Annotated in this window: 24 protein-coding genes and 1 pseudogene; 9 read left to right on the top strand and 16 right to left on the bottom strand. The window is 63.2% G+C overall.

What is annotated here, in order from left to right; translation table 11 throughout:
- Window positions 1–40 precede the first annotated feature (40 nt).
- The 6 genes from GIB19_RS09885 to GIB19_RS09910 all read left to right on the top strand — a co-directional run bounded on the left by GIB19_RS09885 (window position 41) and on the right by GIB19_RS09910 (window position 7,286).
- On the top strand, window positions 41–1,621 hold the full coding sequence (locus GIB19_RS09885) for an aldehyde dehydrogenase (NADP(+)) (protein ID WP_274885352.1): 1,581 nt from the start codon (window positions 41–43) through the stop codon (window positions 1,619–1,621).
- A 113-nt stretch (window positions 1,622–1,734) separates the two neighbouring features.
- Window positions 1,735–4,227, top strand: a complete 2,493-nt coding sequence (ligD, locus tag GIB19_RS09890) for a DNA ligase D (RefSeq protein WP_274885353.1) — start codon at window positions 1,735–1,737, stop codon at window positions 4,225–4,227.
- Entirely contained in the window at window positions 4,227–5,270 is a 1,044-nt protein-coding gene (locus GIB19_RS09895) for an acyl-CoA dehydrogenase family protein (RefSeq protein WP_027593210.1), read from the top strand. The genes ligD and GIB19_RS09895 overlap by 1 nt, the downstream gene beginning before the upstream one ends.
- Complete coding sequence (locus GIB19_RS09900; protein ID WP_265967546.1) at window positions 5,267–6,016, top strand: PIG-L deacetylase family protein; 750 nt, start codon at window positions 5,267–5,269, stop codon at window positions 6,014–6,016. The genes GIB19_RS09895 and GIB19_RS09900 overlap by 4 nt, the downstream gene beginning before the upstream one ends.
- Window positions 6,017–6,027: 11 nt before the next feature.
- Window positions 6,028–6,627 carry a class I SAM-dependent methyltransferase gene (locus tag GIB19_RS09905; RefSeq protein WP_085272833.1) on the top strand — a complete coding sequence of 200 codons (600 nt, stop codon included), beginning with the start codon at window positions 6,028–6,030 and terminating at the stop codon, window positions 6,625–6,627.
- Complete coding sequence (locus tag GIB19_RS09910; RefSeq protein ID WP_027593207.1) at window positions 6,624–7,286, top strand: glycosyltransferase; 663 nt, start codon at window positions 6,624–6,626, stop codon at window positions 7,284–7,286. Before GIB19_RS09905 ends, GIB19_RS09910 begins: the two co-directional genes overlap by 4 nt.
- Window positions 7,287–7,342: 56 nt before the next feature.
- On the opposite strand, the gene ku is transcribed toward GIB19_RS09910, so the two are convergent.
- The 9 genes and pseudogenes from ku to GIB19_RS09955 form a co-directional block, all read right to left on the bottom strand.
- Window positions 7,343–8,185, bottom strand: coding sequence for a non-homologous end joining protein Ku (gene ku / locus GIB19_RS09915; RefSeq protein WP_274885354.1), 843 nt, complete (start codon window positions 8,183–8,185; stop codon window positions 7,343–7,345).
- A 111-nt stretch (window positions 8,186–8,296) separates the two neighbouring features.
- Window positions 8,297–8,878 carry a phosphorylase family protein gene (locus GIB19_RS09920; RefSeq protein WP_027593205.1) on the bottom strand — a complete coding sequence of 194 codons (582 nt, stop codon included), beginning with the start codon at window positions 8,876–8,878 and terminating at the stop codon, window positions 8,297–8,299.
- A 46-nt stretch (window positions 8,879–8,924) separates the two neighbouring features.
- A complete protein-coding gene (locus tag GIB19_RS09925; RefSeq protein WP_274885355.1) occupies window positions 8,925–10,076 on the bottom strand; it encodes a carboxylate-amine ligase in 1,152 nt (383 codons plus the stop codon).
- A gap of 6 nt (window positions 10,077–10,082) precedes the next feature.
- Complete coding sequence (locus tag GIB19_RS09930; RefSeq protein ID WP_274885356.1) at window positions 10,083–11,036, bottom strand: N5-glutamine methyltransferase family protein; 954 nt, start codon at window positions 11,034–11,036, stop codon at window positions 10,083–10,085.
- Entirely contained in the window at window positions 11,036–12,370 is a 1,335-nt protein-coding gene (locus tag GIB19_RS09935; protein ID WP_274885357.1) for an iron-containing redox enzyme family protein, read from the bottom strand. The genes GIB19_RS09930 and GIB19_RS09935 overlap by 1 nt, the downstream gene beginning before the upstream one ends.
- Window positions 12,371–12,437: 67 nt before the next feature.
- Window positions 12,438–12,557 (bottom strand): annotated as a pseudogene (locus GIB19_RS09940) (general stress protein); the annotation flags it as partial.
- A 223-nt stretch (window positions 12,558–12,780) separates the two neighbouring features.
- The gene (locus GIB19_RS09945) at window positions 12,781–14,064 is read right to left on the bottom strand and encodes an NTP/NDP exchange transporter (protein WP_274885359.1); all 1,284 of its coding nucleotides are present in this window, start codon (window positions 14,062–14,064) and stop codon (window positions 12,781–12,783) included.
- 4 nt (window positions 14,065–14,068) lie between these two features.
- Window positions 14,069–14,977 (bottom strand): aldo/keto reductase, encoded by a 909-nt coding sequence (locus GIB19_RS09950; RefSeq protein ID WP_274885360.1) that lies wholly within the window; start codon window positions 14,975–14,977, stop codon window positions 14,069–14,071.
- Between the two features lie 89 nt (window positions 14,978–15,066).
- The gene (locus GIB19_RS09955) at window positions 15,067–15,948 is read right to left on the bottom strand and encodes a Dyp-type peroxidase (protein ID WP_274885361.1); all 882 of its coding nucleotides are present in this window, start codon (window positions 15,946–15,948) and stop codon (window positions 15,067–15,069) included.
- Between the two features lie 197 nt (window positions 15,949–16,145).
- Here GIB19_RS09955 and GIB19_RS09960 point away from each other — a divergent pair, with 197 nt between their 5' ends.
- Window positions 16,146–17,045, top strand: coding sequence for a bile acid:sodium symporter family protein (locus tag GIB19_RS09960; protein WP_027593198.1), 900 nt, complete (start codon window positions 16,146–16,148; stop codon window positions 17,043–17,045).
- Window positions 17,046–17,057: 12 nt separating this feature from the next.
- Here GIB19_RS09960 and GIB19_RS09965 read toward each other — a convergent pair whose 3' ends face one another.
- Complete coding sequence (locus tag GIB19_RS09965) at window positions 17,058–17,525, bottom strand: sterol desaturase family protein (RefSeq protein ID WP_027593197.1); 468 nt, start codon at window positions 17,523–17,525, stop codon at window positions 17,058–17,060.
- A 415-nt stretch (window positions 17,526–17,940) separates the two neighbouring features.
- Between GIB19_RS09965 and GIB19_RS09970 the strand changes: the two genes are divergently transcribed.
- Window positions 17,941–18,654, top strand: a complete 714-nt coding sequence (locus GIB19_RS09970; RefSeq protein WP_099429372.1) for an MgtC/SapB family protein — start codon at window positions 17,941–17,943, stop codon at window positions 18,652–18,654.
- A gap of 34 nt (window positions 18,655–18,688) precedes the next feature.
- The gene (locus GIB19_RS09975; RefSeq protein ID WP_274885362.1) at window positions 18,689–19,195 is read left to right on the top strand and encodes a GNAT family N-acetyltransferase; all 507 of its coding nucleotides are present in this window, start codon (window positions 18,689–18,691) and stop codon (window positions 19,193–19,195) included.
- Window positions 19,196–19,228: 33 nt separating this feature from the next.
- Here the strand turns inward: GIB19_RS09975 and GIB19_RS09980 are convergent, their stop codons facing one another.
- The 6 genes from GIB19_RS09980 to codA all read right to left on the bottom strand — a co-directional run bounded on the left by GIB19_RS09980 (window position 19,229) and on the right by codA (window position 24,889).
- A complete protein-coding gene (locus GIB19_RS09980; protein WP_274885363.1) occupies window positions 19,229–20,797 on the bottom strand; it encodes a sensor domain-containing diguanylate cyclase in 1,569 nt (522 codons plus the stop codon).
- Between the two features lie 43 nt (window positions 20,798–20,840).
- On the bottom strand, window positions 20,841–21,635 hold the full coding sequence (xth, locus tag GIB19_RS09985) for an exodeoxyribonuclease III (RefSeq protein WP_274885364.1): 795 nt from the start codon (window positions 21,633–21,635) through the stop codon (window positions 20,841–20,843).
- Entirely contained in the window at window positions 21,632–21,874 is a 243-nt protein-coding gene (locus tag GIB19_RS09990) for a hypothetical protein (RefSeq protein WP_085272823.1), read from the bottom strand. Before GIB19_RS09990 ends, xth begins: the two co-directional genes overlap by 4 nt.
- A 222-nt stretch (window positions 21,875–22,096) precedes the next feature.
- Complete coding sequence (locus GIB19_RS09995) at window positions 22,097–22,369, bottom strand: CopG family ribbon-helix-helix protein (RefSeq protein WP_099429377.1); 273 nt, start codon at window positions 22,367–22,369, stop codon at window positions 22,097–22,099.
- A 68-nt stretch (window positions 22,370–22,437) separates the two neighbouring features.
- Window positions 22,438–23,415, bottom strand: a complete 978-nt coding sequence (locus tag GIB19_RS10000) for a DNA-binding protein (RefSeq protein ID WP_274885365.1) — start codon at window positions 23,413–23,415, stop codon at window positions 22,438–22,440.
- Between the two features lie 232 nt (window positions 23,416–23,647).
- Window positions 23,648–24,889, bottom strand: a complete 1,242-nt coding sequence (gene codA, locus GIB19_RS10005) for a cytosine deaminase (protein WP_027593188.1) — start codon at window positions 24,887–24,889, stop codon at window positions 23,648–23,650.

Genomic DNA, 24,889 nt, shown 5'->3' on the forward strand with positions numbered 1-24,889 from the left:
TTGCCTTGATGTACCTGCCTCAACGTTTATCGGAGCCCTCATGACCCAGATCCTTGGTCACAATTACATCGGCGGCCAGCGCTCGGCGCAAGGCAATACGCTGCTCAAGAGCCTAGATGCCAGCACTGGCGAAGCGCTGCCCGGCGCATTCAGCCAAGCCACCGAAGCTGAAGTGGATGCGGCCGCAACGGCTGCTGCCGCGGCCTTCCCGGCCTACCGCAACCTGCCGGCCGAGCAACGCGCAGTGTTTCTGGAGGCGATTGCCGACGAACTCGATGCACTGGGTGACGCCTTCATCGCCACGGTATGCCGGGAAACGGCCCTGCCCGCCGGCCGAATCCAGGGGGAACGTGCCCGCACCAGCGGCCAGATGCGCCTGTTCGCCACGGTGCTGCGCCGGGGTGATTTTTACGGCGCCCGCATTGACCGCGCGCAGGCGCAGCGCCAGCCGCTGCCGCGCCCGGACATACGCCAGTACCGTATCGGGGTGGGCCCGGTTGCCGTGTTCGGGGCCAGCAACTTCCCGCTGGCGTTCTCGACCGCAGGCGGCGATACCGCATCGGCCCTGGCCGCCGGCTGCCCGGTGGTGTTCAAGGCGCACAGCGGCCACATGGCCACCGCTGAAGGTGTAGCGGATGCCATCTTGCGCGCTGCGACGCGCAGTGGCATGCCGGCGGGCGTCTTCAACATGGTCTACGGTGCGGGCGTCGGCGAGTGGCTGGTCAAGCACCCGGCCATCCAGGCCGTCGGTTTCACCGGCTCGCTCAAGGGCGGTAACGCGCTGATGCGCATGGCTGCGGAGCGGGCACAACCGATCCCGGTGTTTGCCGAGATGTCCAGCATCAACCCGGTGATCCTGCTGCCTGAAGCGCTGGCTCAGCGAGGCGCTGCACTGGCCCGCGAGCTCGCCGCGTCCGTGACCCTGGGCTGTGGCCAGTTCTGCACCAACCCAGGCTTGGTGCTGGGCATGCGCTCTGCTGCATTCAGCCATTTTGTCGAGCACCTGCAAGCACATATGGCCGAGCAAGGCGCCCAGACCATGCTCAACGCCGGCACCCTGGCCAGCTACCGCCAGGGCCTACAACACTTGCACGCGCACCCCGGCATCACCCACCTGGCCGGCGCCGAGCAAGGCGAGCGGCAGGCGCAGCCGCAACTGTTCAAGGCCGATGTCAGCCTGCTGCTGAACGGCGACCCGCTGCTGCAGGAAGAAGTGTTCGGGCCCGCGACCCTGGTCATTGAAGTTGAAGATCAGGCGCAACTGAGCGCCGCCGTGCAAGCCCTGCGCGGGCAACTGACCGCCACGGTCATTGGCGAAGCAGCAGAACTGACAGGCTTCAGCTGGTTGAGTGAATTGCTCCAGGACAAGGTCGGCCGTGTGTTGTTCAACGGCTACCCCACCGGCGTCGAGGTGTGCGATGCGATGGTCCACGGCGGCCCATACCCTGCCACCTCGGACGCCCGCGGGACCTCGGTGGGGTCGCTGGCGATCGATCGCTTCCTGCGGCCGGTGTGCTTCCAGAACTACCCTGATGCGATGCTGCCCCCTGCGTTGCAGAACGCCAATCCACTGGGTATCTGGCGCTTGATCGATGGTGAGGGTAGCCGCTCAAGCTGCTAGAGGGCCTTGTGCCCCCGTCGAGCCGTCAGGCGCTCGACGGGGGGAAATTTTGAACTCCCCTCACCGCACTCTCTCCCACCTGAAGAGCCCCCGCGATTCTTCAGGACCCCGCCATGGCCAAGCCTCTGCAGGAATACCAGCGCAAGCGTGACTTCAATGCCACGCCCGAGCCGAGCGGTAAACGTGGCCGGGGCCGGAAGCCCCATGCCCTGCAGTTCTGCATCCAGAAGCACGACGCCAGCCACCTGCACTACGACTTCCGGCTGGAGCTCGACGGCACGCTCAAGAGCTGGGCCATCCCCAAGGGCCCGTCGCTGGACCCGAAGGTGCGGCGCTTGGCCGTGCACGTCGAAGATCACCCGCTGGACTACGCCGATTTCGAGGGCAATATCCCCGAAGGCCATTACGGCGCGGGCGATGTGATCGTCTGGGACCGTGGCATCTGGGAGCCTGAAGGTGATGCGCAGCAGGCCTACGCCAAGGGCAAGCTGCGCTTTCGCCTGCAAGGCGAGAAGCTCAACGGCGTCTGGAACCTGTTCCGCACCCACCTGGCTGGCAAGAAAGAGCAATGGATGCTGGTCAAATCGCACGATGGCGAAGCCCGTAGCGAGGCCGATTACAGCATCGTCGAGGCCCAGCCCGACAGCGTGCTCAGCGAGCGCACCCTGGTCCCCAGGCGTAGCAAGCCTGCCGAAAAAGCGGCGCCGCGTACCCGCAAACGCAAGGCAGGCGCACAGAAGGCCCCGTTACCCGACACACTGCAACCGCAACTTGCGACCCTGGTCGACTCGCCACCCGCCGGCGACTGGTTGTACGAGGTCAAGTTCGATGGCTACCGGATTCTCGCGCGCATCGACGGCGATGACGTGCGTCTTTTTACCCGCAATGGCCACGATTGGACCGCCAAGCTGCCCCATCAGCGAGATGCACTACGCACGCTGGGCCTCGACTCGGCCTGGTTGGACGGCGAAATGGTGGTCAATGACGAACACGGCGTGGCCGACTTCCAGGCCCTGCAGAACGCCTTTGACGTGGAGGACGACCAGCACATCCTCTATTACCTGTTCGACCTGCCCTTCCTGGGCGGCGAGGACCTACGCCAGTTACCGCTGCAAGCGCGGCGCAAAACCCTGCAACAGCTGCTTGAACGGGCCGACTCAGAGTGGCTGAGGTTTTCCGAAGGTTTCGATCAGCCGGTCGACTCCCTGCTCGACAGCGCCTGCCGCATGAACCTGGAAGGCTTGATCGGCAAGCGCGCCGACAGCCCTTACACCGGGCGCCGCAGCGCCGACTGGGTCAAGCTCAAGTGCCAGCAACGCCAGGAGTTCGTGATTGTCGGCTACACCGACCCCAAGGGCAGCCGCAGCGCTTTTGGCGCCTTGCTGCTGGCCGTGCACGACGACAGCGGCGCGCTACGCTATGCCGGCAAAGTCGGTACAGGGTTCAGTGCTGCCACCCTGGAAACCATTCATGCGCGACTCAAACCGTTGGAAACCCCCAAGCCGATGCTGAGCAAGCCGCCGACCGGCGCCGAAGCCCGGGGTGTGCACTGGCTCAAGCCGACGTTGCTGGCCGAAGTCGCCTACGCACAGATGACCCGAGACGGCGTGGTGCGCCATGCGGTGTTCCACGGCCTGCGTGATGACAAACCCGCGACCGCGATCGACCTGGAGCACGCCATGCCTGGCAAGTCCGTGGCTAAAACCAAGGCTCAGCACAAGCCCGAGGCGTTGGGCGAACTGCGCCTGACTCACCCTGACCGCGTCATCGACGCCACCCGCGCCACCACCAAACGCCAAGTCGCCGAATACTATGCGCAGGTGAGCCAATGGATCCTGCCCCAGCTTAAAAACCGCCCCGTGGCGCTGGTACGCGCGCCCGATGGCCTCGGTGGCGAGTTGTTCTTCCAGAAAAACGCTGGCCAACTGCACATCCCCAACGTGGTCAGCTACGACAAAAAACAGGCCGGCCAGGCTGCCATGGTCATCAACCGCGCCGATACCCTGCTGGGCGCGGTGCAGATGAACATGCTCGAACTGCACACCTGGAACGCCACCGACAAGGACTTCGACAAACCGGACCGCTTCGTGCTCGACCTGGACCCGGACCCGGCGCTGCCCTGGAAGGCCATGCTGGAGGCCACGCAGCTGACCTTGACCCTGCTCGACGAACTTGGCCTGAAGGTGTTTCTGAAGACCAGTGGTGGCAAGGGCATTCACATTGTCGTGCCGCTGACCCGAAAAGCGGGCTGGGACGAGGTGAAGGACTTCAGCCATGCGATCGTCGACTACCTGGCCAACCTGTTCCCCGATCGCCTCAGCGCCGTGTCGGGGCCGAAAAACCGGGTCGGGCGGATTTTCATCGACTATCTGCGCAATGGCAAAGGCGCCACCACCGCCTGTGCCTACTCCTTGCGTGCGCGGGAGGGCCTGCCGGTGTCCGTGCCGATCTGGCGTGAAGAGCTGGCCGGGCTCAAGGGTGCCAATCAATGGCACATCGGCAACCTGCACGAGCGCCTGGCCGAGGTGGACGACCCCTGGGCCGACATGGGCAAGACCCGTCAATCGATCACTGCGCGCATGCGCAAACAGCTAGGGCTGGGCTGATGAGCATCATTCAGGACTTTGATTTGAACACCCTCGACCGCCTGTTGCGCACCTTCACCGAAAGGCCGCAGGCGCTGAACCTCGATACCCAACTGCCAGCGCTGATGCAGGCGCTGCAGGCCGACCACCTTGACCTGCTGCCCCTGCCCGGCCAGGGCAACACGCTGCGCCGCTGGCAGAGCCTGGCCCGCATTGCTGGCTGTGACATGGCCTTGGCCAAGCTCTACGAAGGCCATACCGATGCCTTGGCGATCCTGGCCGAATGTGGCGCCGCGCACCATGCGCAGGATGGCATTTGGGGTGTATGGGCGGCGGAACCGCCAGATGCCCGCGCACGTATCGTCGAGCGCCAGGGCGAGCAGGTGCGGCTTTCGGGCCGCAAGGCGTGGTGCTCGGGCGCCTTGCAAATTGACCGCGCACTGATCACGGCATGGGGCGAAGACGACCAACCGCAGCTGGTGGCCATAGAGCTGTCCCACCCCAGCCAAGGCTTGCGTATCGAACAGTGGCAGGCGGTCGGCATGGCCATTACCGCGAGCGTCGAGGTCGAGTTCAACCATACGCCTGGTATCGCCATCGGCCGGCCCGGGCAGTACCTCTCCAGACCCGGCTTTTGGCACGGTGGCGGGGGTATCGCGGCGTGCTGGTACGGCGGCGCCGAGGCCCTGGCGGACTACCTGCGCGAACACTGTCGCAACCCGCGGCCAGACCCGCACGCCGACGCGCACTTGGGGGCTGTGGACGCCGCCTTGTGCGGAGCCAGGGCGGCGTTGCGCGAGTGTGCGGGCTGGATCGACCGCCAGCCGGGCGCAGACGCCTGTTTCGAAGTGCGGCGTACCCGCGCACAGGTCGAGCAGGCCGTCGAGCACGTGATCCATCACGTGGGGCGCGCCTTGGGCGCCTCGCCGTTTTGCCGCAGCAGCCACTTTGCCCGGTTGAGTGCCGACTTGCCGGTATTCCTGCGCCAGAGCCACGCCGAGCGTGACCTGGCCGCCCTCGGACAGCAGCTGGCTACCCTGCCGGCAGGAGCCTGGCAACTATGAATTTGATCGAGTCGAGTAGCGGTACCCCCTGGTCGGCCTGGCAGCACGCCGCGCACCTGGCCAGGGCCACCTGGATCGACCCAGAGCAACTGTGCCCGCCTGGCCGCCGGCTTGTACTGATCGCCCCGCACCCGGATGACGAAATTCTCATGGCGGGTGGTTTGCTGGCAGGCTTTCATGGGCGCGAGGACGACCTGGTGTTGGTCTCTGCTACCGATGGCGAAGGCAGCCACCCAGGCTCCAGCCACTGGACCGAGCACCGCTTGCGCAGGCAGCGGCCGCTGGAGAGCCGCCACGCCCTGCAACAGCTCGAACTTGACCTCAACCGGCTGGACTGGCGCAGGCTGCACCTGAAGGACGGCGCGCTGCCGCGGGACGAGGCCTTTCTAGTCAACCACCTGAGCCAGTTGCTCAAGCCTGATGACGTGCTGATGGCGACCTGGCGCAACGACGGTCACTGCGACCACGAGGCGGTGGGCAGGGCCGCCGCGCAAGCGGCAATGGCGCGCAAGGTGCAATTGGTGGAGGTGCCGGTCTGGGCCTGGCACTGGGCGCAACCTGACGACCCTCGCCTGCCCTGGCCACGGGCTCATCGCGTGCAGCTGGATGAAACCCGCCTGGCCCGCAAGCGCAAGGCCTTGGCCGCGCACATCAGCCAACTCGAACCAGATGAAGGCCAACCGCCCGTGCTGCCAGCGAACTTGCAGGAGTGCCTGCTACAGCCTTTCGAATTGGTGTTCTTGTAAAGGGAGTTGTCATGAGCCTCGACGCACAGTATTTCGCCGACCTGTACGCCAGCAGCGAAGACCCTTGGGCCTTTCGCACCCGCTGGTACGAAAAGCGCAAACGCGAGCTGGTCATGGCCAGCCTGCCACGCCAATGCTATGAGCGCGTGTTCGAGCCTGCGTGCGCCAATGGCGAGCTGAGTGCCTTGCTGGCCGAGCGGTGTGCAGACTTGTTGTGCCAGGACTTGAACCCAACTGCCGTAGGCCTCGCGCGGGAACGCTTGGCCGGGGTCAGCCACGCCTCGGTCGAACTCGGCAGGCTTCCGGGTGATTGGCCCGGTGGGCGCTTTGACCTGATCGTGCTGAGTGAGCTGGGTTACTACCTTGATCCCACCGATTGGTTGCAAGTAATCGAACAGTCAGCCGCCAGCCTCAGCGACGACGGCGGCCTGCTGGCCTGCCACTGGAAACACCCGATCGCGGGCTGCCCCCAGGACGGGCGTGAAGTGCATCGCATGCTGGGCAAGCATCTGCCGCTGTACCCCGTCTATCGCCATGAAGAAGCGGACTTTCTGCTCGAGTACTGGTCTTGCCAGCCCAGCGTGGTCGACCTTGACGAGACCTGCCCATGATTGCCGTGGTCATACCCGCCCACAACGAAGCGCGCCGCCTAGGTCGTTGCCTCAAGTCCGTGCGGGCGGCTGCAGACCAGGCTGAGTTGGCGGGCTATCGGGTCGAAATACTGGTGGTGCTGGACCGCTGCAGCGATGGTAGTGCGGCGGTTGCCAGGCGGCACCAGGTACAGACACTGGAAGTGCACGCAGGCAATGTTGGCATGGCGCGCAGTGCCGGCGCGGCACAGATGATCGAACAGGGCGCCAGCTGGCTGGCCTGTACCGATGCCGACAGCCAGGTGCCGCCGCATTGGTTGCTGTCGCAACTGGCGTGTGGTGCGGACGTGGTCTGTGGCACTGTGCATGTGGAGCGCTGGCAGCCCTGGCAAAAAGCCGCGTTGCGCCGGTTGTACCTGAGCCATTACCAGGCGCGAGAGGGGCACCGGCATATCCACGGCGCCAACCTTGGGGTCAGTGCACAGGCGTATTTGCGTATCGGGGGGTTCCAGCCGTTGCCGGCGCATGAAGACGTACAACTGGTGCGCGACCTGGAGGCGCACGGTGCGCAGATCTCCTGGACGGCACGGCACAGCGTGGCGACCAGCAGCCGACGCGACAGCCGCGCCCGGGAAGGGTTTGGGGATTTTCTGGCAGGCCTTGAAGCCTCCCCCTCCTGAGTCGCAGGCTTCTAGCGCTCCCACAGGAGCGGGCTGCCGATACATAGATGGAAAGATCAAGAAGCCTTCCGGGTCCGCTTGGCAGGCTTCTTTTTGCCAGTAGCACCACCCTTGCCCCCCAGGCTGCGTTTGAGCAACTCGGTAAGGTCGATGATGTCGGCACTTTTCTCCGCACTGCCGCCCTCGCCCTTTTCGACCACGCTGATCTTGCCTTTACTGGCCTTCTCTTCCACCAGGTCCATGATCGTCTGGCGAAACGCATCGTGGTATTCATCCGGCTGCCACGGCCCGCTCATGTCCTCCACCAGCCGCTTGGCCATGTCCAGCTCACGCTTGTCCACTTTGGTGTCTGTCACGCTCTTGTCCAGCTCCAGCGTGTCCAGCCCTCGCACTTCCTCTGGCCAGCGCAAGGTGATCATCACCAGTGCATCGTCCAGCGGGCGCAGCAGCGTCAGGTGCTGACGGGTATGCAACACCACCGTGGCCAAGGCCACCTTGCCGGTACTCGCCAGGGTTTCGCGCAGCAGCGCGTAAACCTTGCCGCCACGGCGGTCGGGGGCCAGGTAATACGGGGTATCGAAATGCTGAAGGGGGATTTCGCCAGCATCGACGAACGAGAAAATATCAATGGTCTGGGTGGCTTCAGGCCGGGCCGTGCGGATCTCCTCCTCGCTGATCACCACATAGCGGCCTTTTTCATACTCCACACCTTTGACGATGTGCTCCTTGTCGATTTCCTTGCCTGTGACCTTGTTGACCCGCTTGTACCCGACCGGCTCCATGCTGCGTTTGTCGAGCCAGTCGAAGTCCACCCGCTCGGTGCGCACAGCGGTATTGAGCGAGACAGGGATGTGCACCAGCCCAAAGCTGATCGCGCCTTTCCAGATTGCCCTAGCCATCGTTAATCACCTCCCGCCAGGCCCCGCGTCTATCGGGGCTTCTACTGGAAGTGACTGCGGCGCGACGGGAAGGTTTAGTCAGGCTGCCCTGCGGCGGGCAGCGCCGTTGGATTAGCTGAACAGCACACGCTTGAAGGCTTCGGCGGCCAGATGCACCTGCACCGACCAGTCGTCTGCCGCGTCGCTGCCGGCATCGTCTGAAATGTACTTGAGGCAGACGAACGGAATGCCTTCGTCACGAGCGATCAGGGCCAGCACATAGGCTTCCATGTCGACGATGTCGTAAGGTGCCTCGCCGTGGCTGACCTCGAAACTGTCACCACTGCCGCAGGTGCCCAGGGCAAGCCCGGGGATTTCCTCGCCGTGTTCCAGCAGCACTGGGATGTCAGACAGCGGCGTCTCGTAGCGGGCGAAGCCCAATGGCGTGACGTCCATATCGCGCTGCACGAAACGGGTACAGCACACCACCTCGCCCTTGCCATAGCGCTGGCTGCCGGCAGAGCCCAGGTTGACGATCAACTTGGGCTTGCGCTGGGCAATGGCCTTGGTCAGTGCGATGGCGGCATTGACCTTGCCGATGCCGGTGAACACGGTGTTCACATCGGCAAACACAGTGCCCGCCTCTGCCTCGAGGGCGAAGACAAAAAGCGTGTCGGTCGGGGTGATCTGGGGAAATTGCTTGATCAGCATCATGGCGCAGGACGTTCCGAGTGGCTGCAAAGGGCGCGGCCATTTTCGGTCAACCCTGTCTAATTGCAACCCCAGCCGTTGGCAATGCGGCGTTTCCTTGCATCACCACCTGCTCGACCACGGCCTGTAAAGCGTGTGCTGCGCTTTGCCCATCGTCGTGGGCGCGCTCCAGGCAGTGCAATTGCCGGTCCGCGCTGGTGCCCTCGCGCAGAATGCCGTGGGCATGCTGGAAGGCGCGTTCGGCGTCGACAGTGTCGACCGGAAACTGGCCCTGCAACTGCCCAAGCCAGCCTTGCGCCGTGACCGGCTGCTGCGCATCGGCACCGATGAATTGACCATGGCGCCCATAGCGCATGGCTCGCCAGTAGTTTTCCTGTGCGACCCAGCGCAGTTCGCGATTGAAGGGGCTACGTTCATGCCTTGGCTGCAGGTTGTGCTCGACCAAGTGGCGAAAGACGCCGGCAATGCTCAATGCGTCCTCAAGGCAAGGGCAACCATCGCAGATACGCAACTCGACTGTCGGAAAGCGCTGCGAAGGCCTGATCGCCCACCAGAAATCACCCTTTTCTGCCAGTGAGCCGGTCCTTTGCAGCAAGGCTCGGTAGCGCTCGTAGGCGGGCCAATCAGCTAATGGCTCTGGCAGCCCCATGTGCGGCCACTCGCCACAAATGACCCGCCGGTAGCTCATGTAGCCGGTCGCCTGGCCCAGCCATAAGGGTGACGATGTGCTGAGCACTAGTAGCAACGGCAACCAGGGCACCAGGCGATTGATCAGTTGCATGCGATCGCAGTCAGCCGGTACGCCTACGTGCACGTGCAACCCGTTGAGCAGGCTGCGCCGTGCCACATGCCGGTAGTCGTCGAACAGCTGGCGGTAGTGTGCCGAGGCTGCCGGCTTATGCCGTAACCAAGGTGCATTGGGGTGGCTGGCTGCGCCATACAGGCCCATACCCTGCGCCGCCAGCACGTCGGTCAGCCGCTGCCGCGCATGCACGAAGAATTCCCGTGCCTGGTACAGGTTCGAAAACACCGGCGAGGCGACTTCTATCTGGCTGCGGAACATCTCTTGCACAAAGTACGGCCCCACTGCCTCTCGGCAGTGCCTTGCCAGGCTGGGCGCCGGCATCGCTGGGACTTTGCCGGTGGCAAGGTCCACCAACAAATACTCCTCTTCGATGCCGAACGTGCAAGGCCGCGGCATAGGCCTTCAGCCGTTGCGAGTGACAGTGAGCGCTACGGCGGCAATGCGCTCCACGTGTTCATACCCGGGCTCAGCCAGTTGCTCGCCGAACACATCGGGGTCGATTTCCCGGTAGCCCCAAGACCACTCCGGGCCCGCCAGGCGTAAACGAACAGCTTCAAGCAAGCCATCGCGGCCTTCGACGATCGCAACACCGGTGTAGAGCAACAAGGTGCCCCGCGCACTCAAGCGCTCCAGCGCCTGCTCGACGATACGCAGCGACAACGCTTCGCCCAGCGCCCCACCGCCGTGGCGGTAGGTGCGCGCGCTGAGGTCGAGCATGTAGGGGGGATTGGCGACAATCAGGTCGAAAGGCCCGGTTATGCCATCGAGCAGGTCACCGGCGGCCACCGACACGTTGTTGATACCTGCCAATGCGGCATTGATGGCGGTATAGCGTAGCGCAAGCGGATTGATGTCCACCGCGCTGACCTGCGCATGCTGGGCGGCGCGCGCGATGATCAAGGCGCCCACGCCGGTACCGCAACCGATGTCGACCGCATGCTCCACCCGAGACAAGCGGTGTTGCAGGTGATCGTGGATGACCTGGGCAAAGCGGTAACTGTCGGGGCCGAAGAAAACTGCGTCACTGGCGTGGGTCGGGTAAGCCGAATGGACCAGCAGCAGGTCGTCCAGGCTTGACCAGCGCACCGTGCTGGCCATCAGCTCGCCGCATCGCGTCAGCACCTGCGCGCGCTCCAGCTGGTGTAGTAGGTCAGCAGGCATCAACGAAGGCGCGAAGGGGCGGCTCCAGCCGAACACGTCGCGCACGTTCGTCGCCTGCCTGGCGGCATCGCGGGCATTGTTGCGGGCATGGGTGGCTGGGCTGACACAGGTGAAGCGGTAGCCGTCGGCTCGCAGGCGCTTGCCTAGTTGCAGCAAGGCCTCATCTGCCTGGCCTTGAGCCGAGTCGAGCACCATCAATGGCATCCCTCTTGAATCAGGCCGGTTGCGCGGACGAAGGCTTGAGTAGCCTGCAAACCTTCCGGCAACGCGTGACGGTTACCGGACATCCGCTCCATAAGGGTAGCAAGCGCTTCTGGGGCAATGCTGGCGTTCGGTACTTCGCTCAAAGCTGAAGGTGTGTCCCAACTGCCAGGCACGACGCGGCGGGTTGTGGCCTGCCAGTCGTCGGCGATCCAGTCATGCCACAATTGTTTTTCGTACGCCGTGAACACCCCGAACATGGCCGCCGTTGGCCCTTCGATCAGCTTCCACCAGCGGCTGTTCGCCGGGTCCTCGCCGCGGCGAATCCAGCCCTGGGCCTGCAGGGCACTGACAAAGGCCGGGATGGCCCCAGGCTCGGCTAGCCATTGATTAATGGTGCGTTGCTGCAAGCGGCAATGATCGGAGTGCATGAACTGACCATACTGGCGCTTGCACTCCAAAGCCGCAAACAGCTGCGCTTGGAGGTCAAACTGGCTGACCAGGGTGGCAGCCGAGATGCCCAGGTCGTTCAGGCGGTAACCCCGCCGCACCCGCTGATAGAACGCCTGTGGGTCTTCTGCGGGGCACAGTTGGTGCAACGCCTGGATAGACAACTGCGCGTGACCACTGGCAGCGTTGTCGATGGTCACGTGCAACTGGAAGTAGTGGCCATCGATACCCAGCTCCGCCAGCTCGTAGGTGGTGATCAGCAAATGCAGCGGCGGTTGTTCGTAGCCAAGGTTGTAGCCCAGCACTTCGGGCAGAAATTCGTCGCAGTTCTGCCCCAAGGCCAGTTGCACGGCACCTTGCAGATAACGGTCGTGATCCAGTGGCGGCAGTTCCAGGCAGCCGAGGCGGCTGAGCAGCCGTTGGTAGATCAACACATGGTTACAGCGTGGGTCGCCATTGCCCAGCTCTTCCAGGTAGGTGCGGATCAGCCCGTGGTAACGCGGGTCTTGCCAATGCTGCAGCGTGCCGTGCAACCAGGCCCCGTCCACGGCCTTGGTCGGCGCAATTTGCTGGAGGAACCACAACGCATGGGCGCGGTTGCTGAAAAACTGGCGTGGCCCACCTTGATGGCGCTGCTGGAGGTATTCGGCATAGGCCTTGGCCACCTCAGCGGCATGCTGGGCGCTCCAGGCAGGCAGCTGTGAAGGGTTGGCCGGCAGGTCGTCGGGGGACTGCTCGACGCGGGCGATAAGTTCATTAAGCCACGCAGCGCTGGTGGCGTCGTGGCCTTGCAATAGGGTCTGGTACCGGTGCTGCAGGCTATGGCTTGCGGTCATAGACCTTTCATGAGTAACGGTCTTGCAGGTCATCACCGTCATGCCGTGCGCCTCTGAATGCAGTGCCAGGTCGCCCTGGCACTGCGGATCCCTCGGTTACAAACGACGGTTACGAACGACCGCCTTTGCGGCTGGTGTCGTGAGGCATGTTGCCCCCCGAAGACTGGCCGCCTTTACGCCCGGCTTCGGACGCTTTTTCACGGTCGTTGGCGAAGTTGCCTGGGTTCTTGCTGCCGCCTTGGCTGCCTTCCTTGCCTTGGGTGCCGGTGCGGCTGTTCTCTTTGTTAGCCATGGTCTTCAAGCCTCGTATGACTTCAGGATGCACGGCGCTGGGCCGTACATAGCTTCGGAGTTCGGCGATATCGAGGGATTCGTTTTATTGCCGCACGTTCGGACCGGTGGCGTTAAATAAGGGAAGGTTACGTATTTGGTGCGCCAAGCGACCGCCCGCCTCACTCGGCATCGGGTGCATCGAGCCGCGCCTGGCGGCGACCCAGCCAGGCGCCGGTGCCGGCCCAGCCCAACGCAATCGCCGCGCCAATCAGCATCGCCAACTGCGGGTGCTCCGCGATCACATCCAGTGCCCGCTTGAGCCAGCCGCTGAGGGCGTCACCGCCGCGGTAGACCACGGTGTCGATGAAGTTCTTGGCTTTGTACTTGTCTTCTGCCGACAAAACGGTGAAGAGCATCTCCCGCCCCGGCCGGACCAGCGCATATTCACCGGCCCGGCGCACCACCATCACCACCACGAAGGCGGCGAACACCGGGGCCACTGCCAGCCAGACAAAGCCTGCGGTCATGATCAACGGCACCGCCACCAGCAATATGCCCACGCCCATCCTTCGCGCCAGGCGCCCGGTCAGAAACACCTGCGTGAGTATCGCCAAGGCCTGGACCACGGTGTCGATCAGGCCGAACACCTGGGTTTGCCGGGTGCGGTCGGTGAAGGTCACGCTGACGATACGCGCCTGTTCGAAGTACAGGAACGTGCTGACACTGGCCAGCAGCACCACGAACAGCGCGATGCCCAACAGGTAAGGAGCGCGCAGCACGGCAGTAGCCCCCGCGAACGGGTTGCCACCCAACGGCTTGGACGTCGAGCGCTGCAGATGAACTGGCAGCGGATGACGGTCTCGCCAGCGCTGCAAAAACAAGGCAGCGCCGGTGCTGCCTAGCAAACATAGCCCGGCCAGTACTAGCAGGCCTGCATGCCCCAGCGGGCCCACCAGCAAGGTACCCAGGATCGGCCCGCAGAGGCCGCCCAGGCTGGCACCCGCTGCCAGCAGGCCAAACAAGCGTTTGCCTTGTTCGGTGGCAAACAGGTCGGCAAGCACGCTCCAGGCCAGTGAAATGGTCAGCAAGTTGAACACCGACAGCCAGATATAGAACGCGCGCGCAGTCCATACATCGTCCGGGGCCCGGGCAAACAGCACCGCGAACAGCAACAGGTTGCTGGTGAAGAACCCGTAGGTCCAGGGCAGGATTTGCCGCCGCCGCACCTTGGATGCCAGCCAGCCGAACAGCGGCAGGCACGCCAGGGTGGCGACGAAGGTGCCGGTGAACAGCCACTGCAGGTTATCCACGCCACCGGCCACACCCATGGTCTCGCGCACCGGGCGCAGCATGAAGTAGCCGGTGAACAGCAAGTAGAACAACAACAGGCCGGCAACCACCGCCGGCCCTTCGCCCGGTTGTATGTTCAGCCCATGGTCCAGACGCCGCCGCCAGCCTTGCATGGTGTCAGCCGAACTGTTCGATCAGCGCCTGTTGCTGCGCCTGGCTGAGCAATGGCGTATGCCCGGCCTTGAGCTGATCGAGCTGGCGATCAGGGCGGCTGGTGGCGGGAATGACCGTGGTCACTGCCGGGTGGCTGATGGCGAACTTCAGAAACAGCTGTGCCCAGCTGCCGATACCTACTTCCGACGCCCAGCCTGGCAACGGTTGGTCTTTGACCCGGGCAAACAGCCGGCCGTCATCGAACGCCCGGTTGATCAGCACCGCGACGCCCTTGTCTTGGCACAATGGCAGCAGCTCACGCGCGGCCTGTGGGGCGTTGACCGAGTAGTTGATCTGAATGAAGTCGAGCGGTTCGCTACGTACGATCCTGGCCACTTCATCCTGGCCGCTGTTCAGGTAATGGGTGATGCCGACGTAGCGGGTCTTGCCCTGCTGCTTGAGTTCACGGGCGTAGGGCAGTTGGGTCTGCCAATCGCGCAGGTTGTGGATCTGCAGCAAGTCGACTTTGTCGGTGCGCAAGCTGCGCAGGCTGCCTTGCCACTGCGCTTGTGCGTCGGCCTGGCTGTCGGCGGCGATCTTGGTGGCTAGAAAGCACTGCTTGTGCCAGCCGCCCTCTTCCAGCAACTGGCCCAGAATGCTGTCGGCCCCCCCGTAGTTGGGCGAGGTGTCGATGACCCTGCCGCCACCTTCGAAGAAGGCCCTGAGCACCGCGCCGAGCTGTTGGTACTGAGGCGAGCCGGCCTCGACCTCGAAACTGCCAGAGGTACCGGCACCGATGACCGGCAAGGCCTCGCCGGTGGAAGGGATAGTGCGCGTCAGCAGGCCACTCGCCGCCCCTGCGTGCAGCCAAGGGCTTGCGGCCAGCAACCCCAAGGCTGCACTGGCGCGTAGGACATCACGACGTGCATACATGGAAAAGCCCCCCGTCATGAACCGGAAACTTTCAAGGCTAGCCGCTCTACCCCGCCTCGGCGAGTGATTCTGTATCTGGATGTTAGCGATCAGGCCTGCAACAGCAGGCGCAGGTCCAGGCCGGTTTCACCCATTGGCGGGAACCAGTAATAACCACCGGTCAGTGGCCGGCTGAAACGGTAGAGGCCGTCGATGATGCCGTCTTCCAGGCCGCTCATGCGCCGCAGTTGCACTTCGAAGGCATCGAAGCTGTGGCCCAGTGCCACGAAGGCAAGGCCAGCACCGCGGGCGTCAGCCCAGGCGACCGAGCGACGGACCATGAACGCCTCAGGTTCGAAGCTTTCCTGGGCGGTGCGTTTGACGTGCGCGGACGCCGGAGCGTCGTCAAGCTCTTCGTTGTCGCTGAGGCGGCGGCCGATGATGTTGTCCTGGTCCGCCTGGGGCAGCGACTTGAAGTACTCCAAGTCATGCTTCCACAGTTGGAACGCGGCAAAGCTGGAACCGTTGAGGCCAGGGTGTGCGTCGTCAACGATGGCGGCTTGCACGGCCTCTTCGTCCACCGGGTTCTCGGTGCCGTCTTCATAGCCGGTCAGGTCGTGGCCACCCCGGTGCAAAAAGCCATCGACGCTGTCTGCCAGGCGCAACGCCGGTGCCAGCGCGTGTTCCAGGGCCTGGGCCCGCAGCAGCAGGTCGCCACGCTCGTTACCGCGCAGCCACAGCCACAGGGCGTGCTGGGTGCTGGGGTTCTCCACGGCGGCGTCCAGCAGCGGGAAGGCACGCAAGCCCGGCACGTCACGGCCCAGGGCCTTGGCCAGGGTCGCGCCGACGCCCAGGATCAACTGTTGGCCGTCGACCTGCGGCAGCAAGGCGTCGAGTGCGGCGGGCAGCGCTTCGGGCGAGTGCAGCGTGAAGAACAGGTGGCGGGCATGGGCCGGCACCGGCGTGGCAAGCAGACCTTGCTGAAACGGCATGACAGGCTAATCCTCGGTAAAAGCGCGCATGCTACTGCGCCGGGACGCCCATCGCAACGCGGCATGCAGACGCTGCGCACGGTGCACTCGGTAACAAAAGGTTACCAAGAGGTGGCGCTTTGCAATTAGCTATCACTACAGTGCCACCTACACTCCTCGGAATCCTTTGTGCGACTCCCTGATCCGAGAGCCCCTTCATGACTGCCTCGCCCCTGCTCACTGCATTTCTGCCCCTGGCCCTGGGCATCATCATGCTCGGCCTTGGGCTGTCGCTGACCCTGGCCGATTTCGCCCGTGTGGTGAAATACCCCAAGCCTGTGGTGATTGGCCTGGTCTGCCAGATCCTGTTGCTGCCGCTGGTGTGCTTCCTGATCGCCAACGGCTTTGGCCTGGAGTCCGCCCTGGCGGTGGGGCTGATGCTGCTGGCGGCCTCGCCGGGGGGGACCACGGCCAATCTGTTCAGCCACCTGGCCCACGGCGATGTGGCATTGAACATCACCTTGACGGCGGTCAACTCGTTGATTGCGATCCTCACCATGCCGCTGCTGGTGAACTTGTCGCTGGGCTGGTTCATGGCCTCGGACCAGGCCATCCCGCTGCAGTTTGCCAAGGTGTTGCAGGTGTTCGCGATTGTCCTGTTGCCGGTGGCGCTGGGCATGTTGATCCGCCACTTTGCCCCGCGCTTTGCCGCACGCATGGAAAAGCCGATGAAGCTGGTGGCGGCGCTGTTTCTGGCTTTCACCATCATCCTCGCGCTGGCCAAGGACTGGCAGACCGTGGTCGAGTACGCCCCCGTGGTAGGCCTGGCGGCCCTGTTGTTCAACGTGCTGAGCCTGGCCGTAGGCTACTGGGTGCCCCGGCTGTTGAAGATTCCCAAGCGCCAGGCCATCGCCATCGGCATGGAAATCGGCATCCACAACGGTACCTTGGCGATCGCGCTGGCCTTGAGCCCTTCGTTGCTGAACAACGCCACTATGGCGGTGCCGGCGGCGCTTTACAGCCTGATCATGTTCTTCACGGCGGCAGGGTTTGGCTGGTGGGTGAGCCGCGGGCACGTGGCAGAAACCGTTGAGGCTGAGGGCAACGCGGTCAACTGACCGCAGTGACGGTCAAGGCCGCTCGCGTCGGTCGCGCAACTGGCGCTTGAGCACTGCAAGGGGCGGAGCGTAGAAAAAGCCGAACGACACGCTGCCTTGCCGGCCTTTGACCGCATGGTGAAGGCGGTGGGCGCGATGCAGACGCTTGAGGTAGCGGCTGACTGGCCGCGGTTTTTTCGGCCAGTGGCGATGAAAGAAGCCATCGTGGGCCAGCACATACAACAGGCCGTACCCCGCCACGCCCCCACCCACCCACTGCAAGGGGGCGTACCCGGCTTTACCCAGCGCCACCAGGCCGGCGGCGATCAGCCCCAGCGCAAGCAGGTAAATGTCATTGGTCTCGAGCATGCCCAGGTGTGGCTCATGGTGCGAGCGGTGCAGCCACCAGCCCCAGCCATGCATGATGTACTTGTGCGCCAGTGTGCCGACACCCTCCATGGCCACCAGTGTGCCGAGCAGCACGGCGAGATTGAACAGCATGTAACGGATCCGGGTGATCGCAAGGGAAGGCGCAAGGTTACCGACTACCCGCCTATTTTTCCATGCAGGCGTGACGGGCTGTAGGCACTTTCCTGATGAAGCCCTTGTCATGTTTTTACCCTTGACCTCGCCTATCTCGGGGCGTAAGGTCCGCGACGCAATTTCGCATCCCCAAACAGGAGTCCTGCATTGGACAGTAGCCCCAGTCGCTTGCGACAGGCCCACTTGGCGAGCTAGTCCGGCAGTGCCCTGCCACTGTCTCGCCGTCATGGCTTGATGGTGGATTTCTTCAGCCCCCGTGGCTGCAGCCTTCCTCTTTTATTCCCTTCTGTGGTCCTGCGCATTTTCTGGTTATTCAACCACGCCAACACCAGGTGGCGTTCATGCGGGCGTGTGCCCGTGGAAGAGGTTTGCTATGGATTGGAAAGTCTTTCTGCTGCGCGTCAGCATCGCCCTGCTGCTGGGTGCCCTGATCGGCGCCGAGCGTCAACTGCGTCAACGCCTCACGGGCTTGCGTACCAATGCGCTGGTCAGTACCGGCGCTTGCCTGTTCGTACTGATGACCCAGGCCGTACCGGGCATGGCCCCTAACGATGCCTCGCGCGTGGCCGCTTATGTGGTGTCGGGGATCGGCTTTCTCGGGGGCGGCGTGATCATGCGCGACGGTTTCAACGTGCGCGGCCTGAACACTGCCGCCACGCTGTGGTGCACGGCCGCCGTTGGCGTATTGTGCAGCCTTGGGCTGCTGCTGGAAGCGACACTGGGCAGCCTGGCCGTGTTGTGCGCCAACATCCTGCTGCGCGACATCGCCCAGCGCCTGGACCGCCAGGACATTGTCCCGGCCACTGAAGTGGAGCAGCGTTTCGAAGTGCGGGTTGTGTGCCGTGCCGAGGATGAAATCCAGGTTCGCAGCCTGATGCTGCACAGCCTCGGCGACCCGGAGCTGCGCCTGCAATCGCTGCATAGCGAGGACTTGCCCAACCCGGCGCGCCTCGAAGTACGCGCCGAACTGCTGGGCAACCCGCAGGCACCGGCGCAGCTGGAACGGCTGGTCAGCCGGGTGAGCCTGGAAAAAGGTGTAAGCTCGGTGCGCTGGCAGTTGCAGCCGCAAGAGGTGGCGGCAGACTGACGCCCACCCATCCCACGGTTTGCAGGACCCGACTGTGCATATACGTCCTACCCTCACCCGCGATATCCCCTGGCTGGCCGAGGTCGAGCGTTCAGCCGCCCAGGCTTTCGCCCAACTGCCGGCGCTGGCGTGGCTGGCACAAGGCGAAGTACTGGACAGCACAGCGCATCAAGGATTCGTCGATGCAGGCGCAAGCTGGCTGGCGGAGGGTGACGCCGGGCAGATCCTAGGCTTTGTGTGCGCACGGCGGGAGCATCAGGCATTGCACATTCATGAAATTTCCGTGCGCCGGGAGGCTCAAGGGCAAGGGATCGGGCGCCTGCTGCTGAATCAACTGGTCGATGCGGCGCAAGCCGCCGGCGTTCGGGAACTGACCTTGACCACCTTTGTCGACGTGCCCTGGAATGCACCTTTTTATGCACGCTATGGGTTTGAAACTATTGATGAAGGCCTGCTGTGCTCGCGGCTGGGTAACATCCTGGCCAACGAGCGTGCCCACGGGTTTGTCGGGCGTTGTGCAATGCGCATGAGCATCGGCTGAACAGCACCTGCCTTGCTCGCCCTTGATAGGCGATCATGGGTCTACACCCGCCGCGGTACTGTTCGCCACGCAGTAACCGTCCCGCCCCTGCCGCTTGGCCTGGTACAACGCGCTATCTGCCGCCGCCATCAGTCGCTCGGGCGTCATGGTTTGCCGAGCTGGGTCGCCGATCGCGATTCCGGCACTGAACGACACCCGCCCCAATGGGCTGCCGCCATGCTCGATCACATGGCGACGCAGCATATGCTGTACTTCCTGCACGACAAGCTCGGCACCCGGCGCATCGGTGTCGGGCATTAATAGCGTGAACTCCTCGCCACCAAAGCGCACCGCCAGGTCAGCCGGGCGCTTCAGCGCCTGTTGCAGCAGCTCGGCGAAACGCCGCAGGCACTGGTCGCCGGCAAGGTGCCCGTAACGGTCGTTGTAAGCCTTGAAGTAGTCGAGGTCGAGCATCACCAGCGCTACTGGGTAACCTTGCCGTCGAGCCCGCCGCACCTCGGGCTCGAACACCGCATCCAGCCGGCGGCGGTTGCCAAGGCCGGTCAGGCTGTCGGTCAAGGCCAGGGATTTCAGCGTCTGGTGCGCCTGGTGCAGTGCGCGCTCTATCACAATGCGTTCGCGCAGTTGGCGCAACACTACCCCGCCGAACGCTGCCAACCCCACCAACAACAGCAACAATACGGCCACTGATTTGATCGCGTCGTGACGCCAGGGCGCGACAATGGATTCCCGCGACAGGCCAGCCTCTACCACCAACGGGTAACTCGACAGCGCCCGGTAGGCATATAGGCGAGGTGTGCCATCGACTACCGCCACTGCCTCGACCAGCCCTTCATCGGCATAGGGCAAGTGGTTGCGAAACACTTCGCTTTTCGCCAAGGTCCGCCCAACCACCCTCGAAACGAACGGGCGACGGACCAGAATCGTGCCGTCACGCTTGGCCAGTACCAGCGCGCCACGCTCGTCGATCTTGAAATCGCCGTAATAGCGCACGAACCAGTCCACTTTGATCGTGCCCAACAGCACCCCGGCAAAATGCCCGTCGGGGTATTCCAGGCGTCGCGAGATAGGAATGATCAAGTCGCCGGTCGAGCGGCTGCGCACCACCGAGCCGATGCGTACCTGCCGGTCGCGATGATTGCGGTGGTAAACGAAATAGTCGCGGTCAGCATTGTTGAGGTTGGGCGGTAGGGTCGCCTGGTCGGTAACCAGCCAGCGGCCATCCGCGCCGTACACGAACAGCCCGTGCAGCTGCGGCATGAGCGCTTTTTGTCGCGCGAGCAACGCCTGCAGGCGCGGGCGGTTCATATGCTCGAAACCATCACCCTCCAGGCGCTCGGCCAAGGACGCGCTGACGACATCCACTTGGCGAATGGCGTCCTCGGCGTGTTGCGCCGTCGCCCGAGCCAGGTTGGTCACCATGTTTTCGGCATTGCTGAACGCGTGACGGTAATCACGCCAGATACGCCAGCCTTCCACCATCACGAAGGCCAGCATCACCACCACCATGAATGCCAGGACCTGGCGGAACAATGCCACGGCGCGGCCCTCGCCCGCTACCGCGAGGTGCCCATCGTCATCCTGTTTCCTGGCTGCGCACATCCTATTCCCTTGTCGTCTCGCGTTCGCCGCTTATAACTATAGTTCAGCGCCGCTTACGCGAAGCCAGCTCGATCCACACCGGTGCATGGTCGCTGGCCTTGGGTTCGTTGCGTACCCAGGCATCCACGCCTGCGGTCTTGAGGTAAGGCGCAAGCTCAGGGTTGAGCAACACATGATCGATACGCAACCCGGCGTTACGCTGCCAGTGATTGCGAAAATAGTCCCAGAAGGTATAAACCCGCTCGTCAGGGTGCAGGTGGCGCAGCGCATCTGTCCAGCCCTGGGTGAGCAAACGCTGGTAGCAATCGCGGGTCTCAGGTTGCAGCAGCGCGTCCTTGAGCCAGGAGCGCGGGTTATAGATGTCGAAATCGGTGGGGACGACGTTGAAATCGCCGGCCAACACGGCCGGGTGCCCGCTCTTTTGCAAACTGGCCGCATGGTCGATCAGGCATTGGAACCAGCGCAGTTTGTAGTCGAACTTAGGCCCGGGTTGCGGGTTGCCGTTGGGCAGGTAGAGGCAGCCGATGATCAGCCCCTGCACGGCTGCCTCCAGGTAGCGGCTCTGGGCGTCATCCTCCATGCCGGGTAGGCCGCGGCGCACTTCGAGTGGCTCACTGTCACGCGCGAGAATGGCAACGCCGTTCCACGAAGGCTGCCCTTGGTACAAACATCCGTAGCCCACTGCTTCAAGCGCTTCACGCGGAAACTGCTGGTCGGGCGCTTTCAGCTCTTGCAGGCAGGCAATGTCAGGCTTCTCTCGCTCTAGCCAGGCGATCAATGCCGGCAATCGGCTGCGAATGCCGTTGATATTGAAGGTGGCGATCTTCAGCGCTTTCATGCGTCAGGGTCGTCGACATGCGCCTGTACTGCATCTTCGAGCGCGTTGATGTGCGCCTGGTCGGCCAAGGCCTTCAGCTGCAACCAGTCATCCCAGTCGATGGCGCCGTCATCACGCAGGGCTTCGGCCGTGCGCACCAGTCCATGGTGATAGGCATCTGGCGATTCGCGGCGGTAACTGATGTCGTCGTACTGCGCGTACCAGGCCTCAAGCTCGGGAATGCTGCGTTCGATGCTCATGTACGTGGCTCCTCGCTACCCGCTTTGAATGTGTGAGCGCAGGTCTTGGCCAACGTTCAACCACGCTGAGAAAGCAGAGGACAGAAAGGCGGTGCTGAGCAACTACCGTGGAGAAATAGCTGTGGAAAAGCGTCGATAATGTGACTACTACGGACTTCTGCGCTCAGCGCTACTATCGCTCCTCACGGGTGTGCCACAGTCGCAGCAGACACTTCAACACCATCAGCGCGGTACTGACAACGGTTTATCGGTGCTGAGGCTGTCAGCCCAGGCCTGAACAGCTTGGTGGTCAAATGCTCGACCCGCGTCAACATCAGCCAAGGCTTCTCGGGTTAGGCGACTACGCTCTTCTTCTTGGAATATCCAGGCGGACAGCGCCTGCTTGACGATCCAATTTTTGGAGCGATCAAGACGCTCTGCCATTAAATCGACTTTTTGGGCGAGTTGCTCAGGGACGTGAGCCGTGACAGTGCGGGTTTTAGCAGTGTTTGCCATGATAGGGCTGCTCCTGATCGTTACACGACTCACGTTGATAATAATGAGTTGTGCCCGACAAAGCACTGTCAGGTGCTCAACTGCGCTCGACAAGCGCTCAATGCCTCATCGCGCTCTAGCAGCTCATCCTCCAGACGCTGCACTTTGCGTACCTGTTCGGCATACAGCTCGCGCTTGTCTTCCAGGTTTTGCGTTTGCACATCCAACTGCCGCCGCATTTCCTCGGTCGCCCCTTGGGCTTGAGCCAAAATCGTTCGCAGGCCCTGAATCTGCGCGTCCCGCTGTTCAAGCAGTTCGTCACGTGCCTTGCGTTCGCTGGTGGCCTGGCGATGCTCGCCGAGCAAACGCTCGTTATCACGGTGCAGGCGGGTCAGTTCGTCCTGCTTGACCATCATGCCCTGCTGCAGTTGCCTTACTTCTACTTGCAGCTGTTGCAGTTGCGCCTCGTGGCGGCGCTGGTCCTGCTCGCGCTGTTCGCGGCTGGCGCTGCGGTAGTGTTCCAGGGCATCGCGGGCGTGGCGGTGTTTGTCTTCGAGTGACCTCACCTGCTCTTCCTTGTCGTTCAGGCGCAATTGCAGCTCGCCCAATGACTGGTTGAGGCTGGCACTGCGCAGTTGCTCAGCCTGCAAGGTGCTTTGCGTGGACAGCAGTTTCTCCGATTCGGCAACCAGTGCCGCGTCCTGGATCTTTTGCTGTTGATGCGCCGCAGCCAGCGCTTCTTGGGCCAGCTGCAATTGTGCTTCGAGCTGTTCGCGTTGCTGGGTGAAAACGCTTTCGGCCGCTTCGATGCGTATATCCGCCTCTTCCTGCAGCTGTGTTGCCAACTGCCCGACAAACCGCCCAAGCGTATCGCTCAACCCAGGGGCGCCCGCCGTGGCCACGGTTTGCTGGCCATTGAGCTCCTTCAAGTAGCGATGAATCGTGCTTTTCGAGCCGGTGTTGCCCAGCTCGATACGTACCGCATCGATGCTGGGGTTCTCCCCGCGGGCGATCAGCGCCTGACGCGCTTGCTGCACTACCACCTTGTTGATACCGCCCCGGGCCATGCGTGCTCCTACGATTTTGTACTGGAATACGTAATATGTAATTACGTACTAATTTTGACCGGTCAACACCTCTAATTCAAGTGCTATCTAACATGGAATAATCACGGCTTATCGCATGTGAATGGCTAAATAAGCGGTTTTTGACTGGGAAACGCGTACACGAAGCGCAGAAAGCAAAACGCCCCGCCTGGCAAAAGCCAGCGGGGCGTTGCGTTTGCAGCGTGCAGCGGTGTCAGGCCAGGCGTTCGACCTGCGCCGGCGTGCGCCGCATCAGCACCTTGCCGTTGCGCACCGACACCAGCGCATGCCCCTGGCTGCGCACCATCTCGTAGTCATCCGGCGCCGACAGCAGCAGCAGGTTCGCCGGCCGCCCCACCTCGATGCCATAACGCTCCCCCAGGTTGAGCGTGCGGGCGCTGTTGTCGGTGATCAGGTCCAGGCAGCGTTGCAAGTCTTCATAGCCGAGCATGTGGCAGATGTGCAGCCCGGCCTCAAGAATGCGCAAGATGTTGCCATTGCCCAACGGGTACCACGGGTCGACGATCGAGTCCTGGCCAAAGCACACGTTCATGCCCGCCCGGTCAATCTCCGCCACGCGGGTCACGCCGCGGCGCTTGGGGTAGCTGTCGAAGCGCCCTTGCAGGTGAATGCTCTCGGTCGGGCACGAGACGAAGTTGATGCCCGACAACTTGAGCAAACGGAACAGCTTGTAGCAGTAGGCGTTGTCGTAGGAGCCCATGGCCACGGTGTGGCTGGCCGTGACCCGGGCACCCATGTCGCGCACCCGCGCTTCTTCGGCCAGCACTTCGAGAAAGCGCGACTGCGGGTCGTCGGTTTCGTCGCAGTGCACGTCCACCAGGCAGCCGGTTCGCTCGGCCAGGTCCATCAGGAACTTGACCGACGACACGCCCTGGTCGCGGGTGTTTTCGAAATGCGGAATACCGCCGACCACGTCGGCGCCGATGGCCACGGCTTCGGTCATCAGCGCCCGCCCGTTGGCATACGACTCGATGCCCTCCTGCGGGAAGGCGACGATCTGCAGGTCGACCAAATGGCGCACCTCCTCACGCACTTCGACCATGGCCTTGAGGGCAGTGAGCTTGGGGTCGGTGACGTCGACATGGGTGCGCACATGCTGGATGCCGTGGTCCACCAGCATGTTGATGGTCTTCTTGGCGCGGCCCTTGATGTCTTCGTGGGTGGTGATTTCCTTGCGCTCGGCCCAGCGTTCGATGCCTTCGAACAACGTGCCGCTCATGTTCCACTTCGGCTCGCCGGCCGTCAGGGTGGCATCCAGGTGAATGTGCGGCTCGACAAAGGGAGCAACCACCAGGTTCTGTTTGGCATCCAGGTCATCAGCGCCGCCTGGTGCCACCGGGTCGGCCTGTGGCGTGATGCTGGCGATGCGGTCACCGTTCAGTTCGATGCGAAACAGGCCAGCCTTGCCTCGCAGTTTTGCGTTGATGATGTTCAT

The organism is Pseudomonas sp. ITEM 17296 (assembly GCF_028895205.1).
Classification (GTDB): domain Bacteria; phylum Pseudomonadota; class Gammaproteobacteria; order Pseudomonadales; family Pseudomonadaceae; genus Aquipseudomonas; species Aquipseudomonas kermanshahensis.